We start from the raw sequence: 13,770 nt of genomic DNA, 5'->3' as shown, positions 1-13,770 counted from the left end.
AAATGAAAGATAAAATCATATCTAAAGCAAGTAACCTATTTTTAAAACTCGGTTTTAAAAGTGTAACAATGGATGACATTGCCAACGAAATGTGTATTTCTAAAAAAACGATTTACAAATATTTCTGTAACAAAGAAATCCTAATTGAAGAAACGACTGAAACTGGATTGAAACAAATCAACCAGACTATTGCCAAAATTGTGGCTAATAACCACAATGCCATCGAAGAAAATTTTGAAATCATCAAAATGTTCAAGGAAATGTTCAATTCAATCGAGACTTCGCCATCCTATCAATTAAAAAAGCATTACCCTGAAATTTATCAAAAATTAATTTCGCAGTCCAAAACAGAATGTCATTCGATGTTTCAACAAAATATTGAAAAAGGCATCCAAGAAGGTTTGTATCGAAATGAACTAAATATTCAAAGCCATGTCTATTTCTATTACGCCTTAATTTCATCTATTAATGAAAATATTGTATCAGAAAAGGAATCAAAAAAATTAGAATTAGAAGCCTTAGAATACCACATTAGAGCTATGGCAACCCCAAAAGGAATTATTGAACTCGAAAAACATTTAAAAACCCCTCACCTATAATTGTATAATGAAAAAAACACATTTAATTGCGCTACTTGCTTTTACCGTAAGTATAAGTGCACAACAAAAAAGCACCAAACAATCCTATTCGTATAATTTAAACGAAGCGATTGAATATGCATTAGCACACAACTACAGTGCTATTAATGCCGGAAGAGATATCGATGCTGCCAAAGCAAAAAAATGGGAAACAACCACTATTGGTTTACCTCAAATCAACGCAGCTGTTGGCTATCAAAACAATATTAAACTGCAAAAATCGTTGATTCCTGCTGAGTTTTTTGGAGGACAACCGGGTGAATTTGCGGAAGTAGCTTTTGGAACCAAACAAAATATGGCGGCAACTGCAACATTAAGTCAGCTTATATTTAATGGATCGTACTTAGTGGGACTACAATCCGCCAAAGTGTATTTGCAAATTTCTGAAAATGCAAAAATCAAAACCAATCAAGAAATTCGCGAAATGGTAATTAACGCCTATGGAAATGTATTGTTGGCAGATGAAAGTAGCACTATTTTAGAAAAAAATAAAACTAACTTAGAAAAAACCTTAAACGAAACCAACCAAATATTTAAAAATGGTTTGATTGAGGAAGAAAATGTAGAGCAACTCCAAATTACATTGGCTACAATAAAAAGTGCTCAAGAAAATGTAAAACGCCAAAAGACGATTGCAACCAATATGCTAAAATTAGTATTGGGAATTGCAATGGAAAACGATTTGACTTTGACTGATAAACTGAGTACGTTAGCACAAAACAACATCAACTTAGGATTAACTCAAGAGCCCTTTTTAGTAGAAAACACTATTGATTATAAAATCCAACAAAACGTAGTTGAAAGCAACAAACTGTTAGTGCTTTTACAAAAAAGTAATGCTTTACCAACCTTGGCAGCCGCTTATAACTTTGGATACAATGCCTTTGGAAACCAATTCCAATTCTTTAATTCCAACCAACACTGGTTAAACTATTCTAACGTAGGATTAAGTTTAAACGTCCCTATTTTTAGTAGTTTGGGTAGAAGCGCTAAAACACAACAAGCCAAAATTGCTTTGGAACAGTCTAAAACAAAAATGCTACAAGTGGAGCAAACGCTTAAATTACAATTCGAAAAAGCAAAAAGTGATTACGAATACAGTTTAGAACAATTAAATACTACCAAAAGCAGTTTAACTCTAGCGGAACGTATTGAAAATAAGCAACAAATCAAATTGAAAGAAGGCTTGTCGTCTAGCTTTGATTTGAGCGAAGCACAACGTCAATTGTACACTGCACAACAAAATTATTTACAAGCTATGCTTGACGTTATCAATAAAAAAGCCACTTTAGAAAAAATCGTAACTAAGAACTAATCTCAACATCAATATGAAATCTAATAGAACACTTATGACTACTAAAATACTTCCACTAATCATTGCATCAGCACTAGTTGTTTCTTGTGGTGATAAGCAAAACAATCAAACGGTTGACCAATTGATTGCATCAAAAAACAATAAAGAATTACAAGCTAAAAAAGCTTTAATTCAAGCTGACTTAGCTAAAATTGACGCGGCCTTAGCTACTTTGAATGTAAAGAAAGAAGAGGCGTTAGTTTCAGTATTAACTTTAAAAGACACTCTTTTTAATCATTATTTGGACATACAAGGAAGTGTAAATACTAAAGAGAATATCTTGATTCAGCCAGAAATGCCTGGAACTCTGGTAATGTTAAATGCTAAAGCAGGTCAGCATGTAAGCAAAGGACAAATTTTAGCACGTGTTGACGACGGAGGCTCTAGCCAGCAAGTAGCGAGTTTAGAAACACAATACCAATTAGCTAAAACCACTTTTGAAAGACAAAAAAATCTTTGGAATCAAAAAATTGGTTCTGAAATCCAGTACCTACAAGCGCAAACACAAATGTTGAGCTTACAACGTTCTGTGGCACAAGCCAAAGCGATGTTAGCTAAAACCGTAATTCGTGCACCGTTCTCAGGAACAATCGACGAGGTATTTGTAGAAAGAGGACAGGTAGTTTCAGCAGGCGCTCAAGGGTTAATGCGTATCGTGAATTTGAATAATATGTACGTTTCAACTTCTATTCCAGAAAGCTACATTGGCAAATTAAAAGTAGGAACTCAAGTAGATGTTTTCTTGACTTCGTTGAATAAAAATTACAAAGGGAAAGTACGTCAAGTGGGTAATTTCATCAATCCAAACAACAGAAGTTTCGGAATTGAAGTAAGCATTCCAAATCCAGAAAATTTATTGCGCCCTAATCAAGTAGCAAAACTAAAAGTAATTGACTACAGTTCTAAAAATGCTATTGTAGTCCCAACCAATGTGATTCAAGAAGATGGTGATGGAAATAAATTTGTTTTTGTAGCCATCAATAGCAACGGAAAAACAGCAACTGCTAAAAAAGTAATTGTAACTGTTGGGAAATCATCTGATAATGTAACTGAAATCCTAAATGGTTTATCAGCAAATGATATCCTTGTAACCGAAGGAGTAAATACGATTTCTGAAGGAATGAAATTAAATTTCTAAATGTAAAACAGTTGTCATTTTGAGTTGTCATTTTTTCCGACAACCAACAACCGACAACCAACAACTATAATTATGAGTCATCAAAATAAAGAATTCAGCATTTCAAGTTGGGCAGTAGACAACCGAGTTACCGTCTATATCTTGACCTTCATTATTGTTATTGCAGGGTTGACTGCATATATCAATATGCCACGTGAAGATTTCCCAGAAATCATCGAAAATAAAATTTATATCTCGTCTGTATTTCCAGGAAACTCAGCCGAAGATGTAGAGAAATTGGTTATCAAACCCTTAGAGAAACAAATCAAAAACATCAGCGGAGTTGACAAAGTAACTTCAAGCTCGTTCCAAGATTACGGAATGATTATCGCTGAGTTTTCAGATGATGTTACTATCGAACAAGCCAAACAAAAAATAAAAGACAAAGTAGACAATGCTAAAGCCGATACCGATTGGCCCAATATGGACAACGGAAGCAAGGTAGAGCCGAATGTTTTTGAATTGAACATTTCAGAAGAAGTGCCTATTTTGAACATCAATTTGCAAGGTAATTACACTACCCAACAATTGAAAAAATACGGAGAATTATTGCAAGATGATATCGAAGAAATTTCGGAAATCAAAAAAGTAGACATCCTTGGGGTAGACGATAAAGAAGTGGAAATTGCGGTGGACATTTTTAAAATGACGGCTGCACAAGTTACTTTTGACGAAATTCAGAATGCGGTGAAATATGAAAATATGACGCTTTCTGGAGGTAATTTAACTTCGCAAGGTTCTCGAAACAACATCCGAATCGTGGGTGAATTTAAAGAGCCTAAAGAATTAGAAAATATCATTGTCAAATCGTTTGGTGGCCCTGTATATCTAAAAGATATTGCAACAATTCGTTTCAAAGAAAAAGAAAAAACCACCTACGCTCGTGAAAAAGGTGCCGAAGTGGTGATGTTGAACGTGAAAAAACGTGCCAACCAAAACATGATTTCGGCTATTGATCAAGTGAAAGAAGTAGTTAAAAAAGCACAGGAATCTTATTTGCCTAAAAACTTAAAGGTAGAATTAACCAGTGATCAATCTTCGAGAGTAGAACACCAGGTAGACGAGCTATCGAACCACATCATTTTCGGAATTATTTTAGTAATGATTGTATTGATGTTCACCATGGGATTGCGTAACTCTTTATTTGTTGGGGCGGCCATTCCGTTATCAATGATGATTGCTTTTGCTATTTTATCTATGTTTGGATTAACCCTAAATACGATGGTATTGTTTGGGTTGGTAATGGGATTAGGAATGCTCGTAGATGATGGTATTGTGGTGGTTGATAATGTGTATGCCAATATGCAAAAAGGAATGACCCGAATTCAGGCTTCAAAAGTGGGAATTGGAGAGATTGCTTGGCCAGTTATTTCGTCTACAGCGACTACTTTGATGGCCTTTTTACCTTTTGCCCTTTGGCCGGGAACTATGGGTAAATTCATGAAATATTTCCCAATTACATTGACGGTAACATTAACCGGATCTTTGTTTGTAGCTATGGTGATTAATGCGGCTATGACGGGAGGTTCAATGGCTTTAGAAGATAAAAACATAAAGAAAAAAAGCTTGCGCTTTTACACTATTGTATTTGTCGCATTGGGAATTTTATTTGCTGTTCCAGGCAATCTTTACGACAGTAAATTATTGAGAGGAATTGGCCATTTATTATTAATCTCTGTCGGATTAATGTGGTTGTATTATTGGAAAGTGTTCCAATGGACACAAGATTTTCAGTACAGCTTCTTCCCAAGAATGGAAGAGAAATACAAAATCTTTTTAGCTAAAATCTTAACGGGTAAAAATGCTTGGAAAGCCTTGGGTGGAATTATCGTTTTGTTATTCTTCTCCTTCATTCTTTTAGGAATTTTCCCAAGAAAAGTATTGTTTTTCCCTGATAATATACCGAATCAAGCGATTGCTTATATCGAATATCCTCAAGGAACTTCTATCGAAAAAACAAATAAGGCTACTTTGTTTGTAGAAAAACAAATTATCCAAATTTTAGAAAAATATGTCGATCCAAAAACCAACAAAAACTTCATGGCGGAATCCATTATTTCGCAAGTAGGTGTCGGTGCTGGAAATCCAAATGTAGATGCTGGTTCGGCTTCAGAAACACCATTTAAAGGAAAAGTAACCGTAAGTTTCTCCGAATTCAAATTTAGAAAAGGGGTCAACACTTCGGATATTTTAGAAGAGATCAGAAGGAATGTAACTGGAATTGCTGGCGCAACTGTTACCGTTGAAAAAGATTCTAACGGACCTCCTGCGGGTTACCCAATTAGTATCCAATTAACTGGTGCTGATTACGATCAGATGTTGAAAGAAGGTGATAAAATGATTGCGTTCATTGATTCGAAAAACATTCCAGGTATCGAGAAGTTAAGTATCGATATCAATAAAGAAAGTCCAGAATTAGAAGTAAAAGTAGATCGTGCCAATGCAGGAAGTATGGGAATTTCTACAGGACAATTAGGTTTCAATTTACGTCGTTCCGTTTACGGACAAGAAATCTCGACTTATAAAGAAGGTGATGACGATTACAACATTGTAATGCGTATGCAAGACGACCAACGTAAAAATGAAAATATTCTTTTCAACCAATCGTTGACGTTCCGTAACCAAAACAATGGTCAGATTATGCAAGTACCAATTTCTGCAGTTTCAAAAACAGAAAAAACAATGACTTATAATCAGATCAAGAGAAAAAACCACAAACGAATTATGACTATTTATTCGAATGTGTTGACTGGATATAATGGAGATGAAATCACCAAACAAATTAAGGAAGAATTAAAAAATTATGAGCTTCCTAAAAGTGTAACTTATTCGTTCTCTGGAGTGCAAGAAGAACAAGGCAAAAACCAAAGCTTCTTGATGTATGCTTTATTTTTAGCACTAGCTGGAATTACCATCATCATTGTATTGCAGTTTAATTCGGTTTCAAAAACATTGGTGATTATGTTTACCGTATTACTAAGTTTTAGTGGTGTATTTTATGGTTATGTGATTGCTAATATGGATTTTGTCATCTTAATGACGATGATGGGAATCATTTCGCTCGCGGGTGTTGTGGTGAAAAACGGAATCGTATTAATGGACTTCTTTGTATTATTATTAGACAAAAAAGTGGCCGAAAACAAGTTGGAAAATCACGACGATTTATCACTAGAAGACATCAAAGAAGTAATTATCGAATCAGGTAAATCAAGATTACGTCCAGTACTATTGACGGCATTAACGGCAATCTTAGGATTAATTCCACTGGCTATTGGATTGAACTTTGACTTCTTTACTTTGGTAACTGACTTTAATCCGCATTTCTTTATGGGAGGAGATAACGTAATGTTCTGGGGGCCTTTGGCTTGGACTATTATCTTCGGTTTGACTTATGCTACGGTATTGACTCTAGTAATGGTTCCTGTAATGTTCTATTTAGTAAAACGAACTAAATATTGGTTGAGAGACCGAAGAAACAAAAGAAATCAAGATGCAATAGCGGAATAAAAATTGTTTTAAATAGAGTGAATGAAGAACCTGCAAAGTAAAATTTGCAGGTTTTTTTATTCTGATAACTTTATCCTTAATATATTCATAATTAGTCCTAAATTTGCACACAAATATTTTTAATCATGTACAGAAGTCATAACTGTGGCGAATTGAACGCCTCACATATCAATACAGAAGTTACACTAGCGGGTTGGGTTCAAAAATCGCGCGATAAAGGATTTATGAATTGGGTCGATTTACGCGACCGTTATGGAATAACGCAATTGATTTTTGACGAAAGTCGTACTGAGAAATCGGTTTTTGAATTAGCCAAAACTCTTGGACGTGAATTTGTTATTCAAGTAAAAGGAACAGTTATTGAGCGTGAAGCCAAAAACAAAAATATCCCAACAGGTGAAGTAGAGATTTTAGTTTCAGAACTAACTATTTTAAATGCTGCTTTGACTCCTCCTTTCACTATCGAAGATGAAACAGATGGTGGTGAGGATATCCGAATGAAATACCGTTACCTCGATATTCGAAGAAATCCAGTGAAAAACAGTTTGCTTTTTCGTCACAAAGTGGCAATGGAAGTACGTAAATACCTTTCGGATTTGGATTTTTGCGAAGTAGAAACACCTTATTTAATTAAATCAACTCCCGAAGGAGCACGTGATTTTGTAGTACCTTCTCGAATGAATGAAGGACAATTTTATGCTTTACCACAATCGCCACAAACCTTCAAACAATTATTGATGGTGGGCGGAATGGACAAGTATTTCCAAATCGTGAAATGTTTCCGTGACGAAGATTTACGTGCTGACAGACAGCCTGAGTTTACTCAAATTGACTGCGAAATGGCCTTTGTAGAACAAGAAGATATTTTGAATATTTTCGAAGGACTTACCCGTCATTTATTAAAAGAAATTAAAGGTGTTGAAGTAGAAAAATTCCCAAGAATTACCTACGACTATGCCATGAAAACTTACGGGAATGACAAACCAGACATTCGTTTCGGAATGCAATTTGGTGAGTTAAACGCCGTAGCACAACATAAAGAATTTCCTGTTTTCAATACTGCCGAATTAGTGGTTGGAATTGCCGTTCCGGGTGCTGGAAATTATACTCGAAAAGAAATTGACGGATTGATTGATTGGGTCAAACGTCCTCAAGTAGGTGCCTCAGGAATGGTGTATGTAAAATGCAACGAAGACGGTACTTTAAAATCATCAGTAGATAAATTTTACGACCAAGACGATTTAACGAATTGGGCAAAAGCAACGCAAGCGCAAGCTGGCGATATGATTTTTGTGTTGTCTGGCCCTGCTGACAAAACTAGAGCACAACTTTCCGCTTTGCGTATGGAATTAGCCACTCGCTTAGGATTGAGAAAAGCAGATGAATTTGCTCCATTATGGGTAGTCGATTTTCCATTATTGGAATTTGACGAAGAAAGTGGCCGTTATCATGCAATGCACCACCCGTTTACCTCTCCAAAACCAGAAGATATCCGTTTATTAGAAACGGAACCAGGAAAAGTACGTGCTAATGCGTATGATATGGTATTGAACGGAAACGAAATTGGTGGAGGTTCTATTCGTATTCACGACAAAGCCACACAAGAATTGATGTTCAAATATTTAGGATTCACTCCTGAAGAGGCTAAAGCACAATTTGGATTCTTGATGGATGCTTTCCAATTTGGCGCTCCACCTCACGGCGGATTGGCCTTTGGATTGGATCGATTAGTCGCTATTTTAGGCGGTCAAGAAACCATTCGTGACTTTATCGCTTTCCCAAAAAACAATTCGGGAAGAGATGTTATGATTGATGCGCCTTCAACAATTGACGAATCGCAACTAAAAGAATTACACATTCAATTGAACCAATAATTGTAGTTGAACGAGTATTTTGGTCAGAAAACGTTGAATATCAATATTTTTACAAAATAAAAACCAAAGAACGCATTTCGTATTATATTAAATGCTACATTTGTCTTATTATAAATTATTATTACTATTACAATGCGTACAGGTACAGTTAAATTTTTTAATGAATCTAAAGGTTATGGATTCATTACGGACGAAGAAACAGGAAAAGACATCTTCGTTCATGCATCAGGAATCACAGCGGAAGAATTACGCGAAGGTGACAGAGTGAGCTACGTAGAAGAAGAAGGAAGAAAAGGAAAAGTAGCTGCACAAGTAGCTGTTATCTAAGCTGAAAAAGATATTTTTTTAGCCTGAGAATGGTCTAAACGCCTCGATTTACATCGAGGCGTTTTTTTTGTTTATTATTTTTTAAAACCCCTTAAACACAATTGAAATTCATTCTTTATTTATAATCAATAAAAATAAGCTATTTTTTAGATTTACAGTACTATTAAATTCCGATTTCTGCTTGTGTTTTAAATACTTGAAAGTTATCTTTGTGGCTAAAATTCAATAAAAATACCAAATAATTATGCAATCAGAACAATTGAATTATATTCCAATTTTCATGCAGCTGCTTTTAGCTGTTGGTTTTGTGGCAGGTACCATATTTGTTTCAGGAAAATTAGGTCCAAAAAGAAACTCTCAATCTAAAGATAAAAACTTCGAGTGCGGTATTGAATCTGTTGGTAATGCACGTATCCCGTTCTCTGTAAAATACTTCCTAGTAGCTATACTTTTCGTCTTATTTGATGTGGAAGTTATTTTCTTATACCCTTGGGCAATTAATTTCAAGGATTTAGGAATAGAAGGAATGATCAAAATGGTAGTTTTTATGCTTTTGTTGTTGGTTGGATTTTTCTACATCATCAAGAAAAAAGCACTAGACTGGGAATAATTAATTATAAATTCAAAATTACGAATTCAAAATGAGTGATTCAAAAACTAAAATGGTAGCACCACCGGAAGGAGTTGTAGGAGAAGGATTCTTCGCCACAACGCTAAATGATGTAGTAGGTTTGGCTCGTGCCAATTCGCTTTGGCCGTTGCCTTTTGCAACCTCTTGTTGTGGAATTGAATTTATGGCCACAATGGCTTCGCATTATGACTTAGCTCGTTTTGGTTCTGAGCGTGTGAGTTTCTCTCCTCGTCAAGCCGATATGTTGATGGTAATGGGAACTATTTCTAAAAAAATGGCGCCAATTTTACGTCAAGTATACGAACAAATGTCTGAACCTCGTTGGGTAATTGCTGTTGGAGCTTGTGCTTCTTCAGGAGGTGTTTTTGATACATATTCTGTTTTACAAGGAATTGATAAAGTAATTCCTGTTGACGTGTACGTTCCAGGTTGCCCTCCAAGACCAGAACAAATCGTAGACGGTGTAATGAAGTTACAAGAAATCGTTAAAAACGAATCGGTTAGAAGAAGAAGTTCTCCTGAGTACCAAGAATTATTAGCTTCTTATAATATCAAATAACAAGATGGCTTTAGAAACAAACGAAATACAAGAAAAATTAGTAGCTACTTTTGGTGCAGACGTTTTTCAATTCAATCAAGAAAAAGATATTTTTTCATTTGAAGTAGCCGCTGATAAAATTACAGCTGTTATTCTCTTCTTAAAAAATGATCCCGTTTTACGTTTTCACTTCTTGACTGATTTATGTGGAATTCATTTCCCAGATAACGAAGAAACAAGACAATTTGCAGTGGTATATCATTTGCATAATTGGTACGAAAACAAAAGAATTAAAATCAAAGCGTTCATCAGCGGGAACAATCCTGAAATCAAAACCGTATCGAATATTTTCTTAAGTTCTAACTGGATGGAAAGAGAAACCTACGATTTTTACGGAATCAATTTCATTGGTCACCCACAATTGAAACGTATTTTAAATATGGATGAAATGGTTTCTTTTCCAATGCGAAAAGAATTTCCAATGGAAGACAGTGGAAGAACCGACAAAGACGATCGTTTCTTCGGAAGAACAACAGCAAATTGCTAAAAAAACAATATATAATTTTTCACATTCACTAAATGTCAGAACTATTATTACCACCAGAGCATCGCTATGCTAAAATAATCAAAGAGCGCCATAACGAAGACGGAAGTGAGCTTTCTATTCTGAACTTGGGGCCAACTCACCCAGCAACACACGGTATTTTTCAAAATATCTTGTTGATGGATGGAGAAAAGATCTTGGAAGCAGAACCAACAATTGGTTACATTCACAGAGCATTTGAAAAAATAGCTGAAAATAGACCGTTTTACCAAATTACACCGCTTACTGATAGAATGAACTATTGCTCCTCTCCTATTAACAATATGGGATGGTGGATGACTTTAGAAAAACTATTGGATATTGAAGTGCCAAAAAGAGCGCAATATTTACGCGTTATCGTAATGGAATTGGCTCGAATTGCCGATCACTTAATTTGTAATTCAATCCTTGGTGTAGATACTGGAGCGTATACTGGTTTCTTGTATGTATTCCAATTCAGAGAAAAAATCTACGAAATCTACGAAGAAATTTGTGGTGCTCGTTTAACAACTAATATGGGACGAATTGGTGGTTTCGAAAGAGATTGGTCACCAGAAGCTTTCCGTAAATTAGAAGTGTTTTTAGAAGAATTTCCAGTAGCTTGGAAAGAATTTGAAAACTTATTCGAAAGAAATAGAATTTTTATTGACAGAACGGTTAATGTAGGAGCTATTTCAGCTGAACAAGCTATGGCGTATGGTTTTACAGGGCCCAACTTGCGTGCTGCAGGTGTTGATTATGACGTTCGGGTAGCACAACCTTACAGTTCTTACGAAGATTTTGACTTTATTGTTCCTGTTGGAAAATCAGGAGATACTTACGATCGTTTTTGCGTTCGTAATGCCGAAGTATGGGAAAGTATTAGTATTATTCGTCAAGCTTTGGCGAAATTACCAGAAGGACCTTACCACGCTGATGTTCCTGAATATTACCTTCCTCCAAAAGAAGATGTATACCATAATATGGAATCGTTGATTTACCACTTCAAAATTGTAATGGGAGAAGTTCCAGTTCCAGTAGCTGAAATTTACCACCCTGTTGAAGGTGGAAACGGAGAAATTGGATTCTATTTAGTAACTGATGGAAGTCGTACTCCTTATAGACTACATTTCCGCAGACCTTGTTTTATATACTACCAAGCTTATCCTGAAATGATAAAAGGCGCCATGCTTTCGGATGCCATTGTAATTTTATCAAGTTTAAATGTTATTGCCGGAGAATTAGACGCATAAATTATGGAACGTACCTTTCACAAACAAGAAATAAACATGACCGAAACCTTGATGAATCGCATCAATGAATTGATTGGTCATTATCCTGAAGAAAATAGAAAATCAGCTTTGATTCCTGTTTTACACGAAGTACAAGATGCACACCAAAACTGGTTAAGCATTGAATTGATGGATAAAGTTGCCGAAATACTAAACATTAAACCTGTTGAAGTATACGAAGTCGCTTCCTTTTATACCATGTTCAATTTGAAGCCAATTGGGAAATACATGTTTGAGTTTTGCCAAACTTCTCCTTGTTGTTTGAACGGAGTAGAAAACCTAATGGATTACACTTGTGAAAAATTAGGCGTAAAAGTGGGCGAAACTACTGCAGACGGTCTTTTTGAAGTTCGCGGTGTTGAATGCCTAGGTGCTTGTGGGTATGCCCCAATGATGCAATTAGGCGATTTCTATAAAGAGCATTTGAACGAACAAAAAATCGATCAAATTATTGAAGATGCAAGAGCGGGTAAAATAATCTTACACGATAAATAAGATGTCACAAAAAATATTATTAGACAAAATCAATATTCCAGGGATTAAAACCTACGAAGTATACCGTCAAAATGGTGGATACGCTTCTGTAGAAAAAGCCTTAAAAACATTGACCCCTGACGAAGTAGTTGAAGAAGTAAAAACTTCTGGTTTACGTGGTCGTGGTGGTGCAGGATTCCCTGCTGGAATGAAATGGAGTTTTATTGATAAAAAATCAGGAAAACCAAGACATTTAGTGTGTAATGCTGACGAGTCAGAGCCAGGGACTTTCAAAGACCGCTACTTGATGGAATACATTCCGCACTTGTTGATTGAAGGAATGATTACTTCAAGCTACGCCTTGGGTGCTAACCGTTCGTATATCTACATTCGTGGAGAATACATGTGGGTTTTCAAAATTTTAGAAAGAGCCATCGCCGAAGCTAAAGCTGCTGGTTGGTTGGGTAAAAATATATTAGGTACTGGTTACGATTTAGAACTTCATGTTCATTGTGGTGCTGGTGCCTACATCTGTGGTGAAGAAACCGCATTAATTGAATCATTGGAAGGAAAACGTGGAAATCCACGTATCAAACCACCTTTCCCTGCGGTATCAGGACTTTGGGCTAACCCAACAGTAGTAAATAACGTAGAAACTATTTCGGCTGTGCCTTGGATTGTCAATAATTCAGGTGCTGATTATGCTAAAATAGGTGAAGGACGTTCTACAGGAACTAAATTAATATCCGCTTCGGGACATATTAAAAACCCAGGAGTATATGAAATTGAATTAGGATTGAGCGTGTATGAATTCATGAATTCTGACGAATATTTAGGAGGAATGAGTTCTGACCGACCTTTAAAAGCATTTGTGCCAGGAGGAAGTTCTGTGCCTATTTTGCCAGCCAATTTAATTTATAAAACCGCCAATGGCGACGATCGTTTAATGACCTACGAAAGTTTGTCAGATGGAGGTTTCGCCACAGGGTCGATGTTGGGTTCTGGAGGATTTATCGTGTATGATGATACTGCTTGTATTGTTCGTAACACCTGGAATTTCTCTCGTTTTTACCACCACGAAAGTTGTGGACAATGTACCCCTTGTAGAGAAGGAACAGGTTGGTTAGAAAAAGTATTGCACCGAATCGAAAACGGTCACGGTCGTGAAGAAGATATCGAATTGCTTTTGAGCATTCAAAGTAAAATCGAAGGAAACACCATTTGTCCTTTAGGTGACGCTGCTTCTTGGCCTGTAGCCGCTGCAATTCGTCATTTTAGAGAAGAATTTGAGTACCATATTCGTTTCCCAGAAAAAATAAAACATAGAGACCATTTTGTCAATGAACCATTTGAAAAAGTGAGACATTTAGTAGCAAAACAAACAGTATAAAAGTTG

General features: G+C 35.9%; 12 protein-coding genes. All 12 read left to right on the top strand.

Going from position 1 to position 13,770, the window contains the following annotated elements; genetic code table 11:
- The first annotated feature begins 2 nt into the window (after positions 1–2).
- The 12 genes from RMR09_RS03545 (at position 3) to nuoF (ending at position 13,764) form a co-directional block, all read left to right on the top strand.
- Positions 3–599: a TetR/AcrR family transcriptional regulator gene (locus RMR09_RS03545; protein WP_310594440.1), complete on the top strand. Its 597-nt coding sequence runs from the start codon at positions 3–5 to the stop codon at positions 597–599.
- A 7-nt stretch (positions 600–606) separates the two neighbouring features.
- Entirely contained in the window at positions 607–1,953 is a 1,347-nt protein-coding gene (locus RMR09_RS03540; protein ID WP_310594439.1) for a TolC family protein, read from the top strand.
- 34 nt (positions 1,954–1,987) lie between these two features.
- Complete coding sequence (locus tag RMR09_RS03535) at positions 1,988–3,130, top strand: efflux RND transporter periplasmic adaptor subunit (protein ID WP_310594438.1); 1,143 nt, start codon at positions 1,988–1,990, stop codon at positions 3,128–3,130.
- A 72-nt stretch (positions 3,131–3,202) separates the two neighbouring features.
- Entirely contained in the window at positions 3,203–6,676 is a 3,474-nt protein-coding gene (locus RMR09_RS03530) for an efflux RND transporter permease subunit (RefSeq protein WP_310594437.1), read from the top strand.
- A gap of 125 nt (positions 6,677–6,801) precedes the next feature.
- Entirely contained in the window at positions 6,802–8,550 is a 1,749-nt protein-coding gene (gene aspS / locus RMR09_RS03525; RefSeq protein ID WP_310594436.1) for an aspartate--tRNA ligase, read from the top strand.
- Between the two features lie 132 nt (positions 8,551–8,682).
- Positions 8,683–8,877 carry a cold-shock protein gene (locus tag RMR09_RS03520; protein WP_229318156.1) on the top strand — a complete coding sequence of 65 codons (195 nt, stop codon included), beginning with the start codon at positions 8,683–8,685 and terminating at the stop codon, positions 8,875–8,877.
- 244 nt (positions 8,878–9,121) lie between these two features.
- Complete coding sequence (locus tag RMR09_RS03515) at positions 9,122–9,487, top strand: NADH-quinone oxidoreductase subunit A (RefSeq protein WP_310594435.1); 366 nt, start codon at positions 9,122–9,124, stop codon at positions 9,485–9,487.
- A gap of 31 nt (positions 9,488–9,518) precedes the next feature.
- Positions 9,519–10,067: an NADH-quinone oxidoreductase subunit B gene (locus RMR09_RS03510; protein WP_296687142.1), complete on the top strand. Its 549-nt coding sequence runs from the start codon at positions 9,519–9,521 to the stop codon at positions 10,065–10,067.
- A 4-nt stretch (positions 10,068–10,071) separates the two neighbouring features.
- Complete coding sequence (locus RMR09_RS03505) at positions 10,072–10,593, top strand: NADH-quinone oxidoreductase subunit C (protein ID WP_310594434.1); 522 nt, start codon at positions 10,072–10,074, stop codon at positions 10,591–10,593.
- 32 nt (positions 10,594–10,625) lie between these two features.
- Entirely contained in the window at positions 10,626–11,861 is a 1,236-nt protein-coding gene (locus RMR09_RS03500; RefSeq protein ID WP_296687139.1) for an NADH-quinone oxidoreductase subunit D, read from the top strand.
- Between the two features lie 3 nt (positions 11,862–11,864).
- Positions 11,865–12,395: an NAD(P)H-dependent oxidoreductase subunit E gene (locus RMR09_RS03495; protein WP_310594433.1), complete on the top strand. Its 531-nt coding sequence runs from the start codon at positions 11,865–11,867 to the stop codon at positions 12,393–12,395.
- 1 nt (position 12,396) lies between these two features.
- Positions 12,397–13,764 (top strand): NADH-quinone oxidoreductase subunit NuoF, encoded by a 1,368-nt coding sequence (gene nuoF / locus RMR09_RS03490; protein WP_310594432.1) that lies wholly within the window; start codon positions 12,397–12,399, stop codon positions 13,762–13,764.
- Positions 13,765–13,770: the final 6 nt, after the last annotated feature.

Source organism: Flavobacterium sp. (assembly GCF_031537875.1).
Classification (GTDB): domain Bacteria; phylum Bacteroidota; class Bacteroidia; order Flavobacteriales; family Flavobacteriaceae; genus Flavobacterium.
Note: the sequence above shows the minus strand (reverse complement) of the source record. Positions and strands in the feature narration are given on the sequence as shown.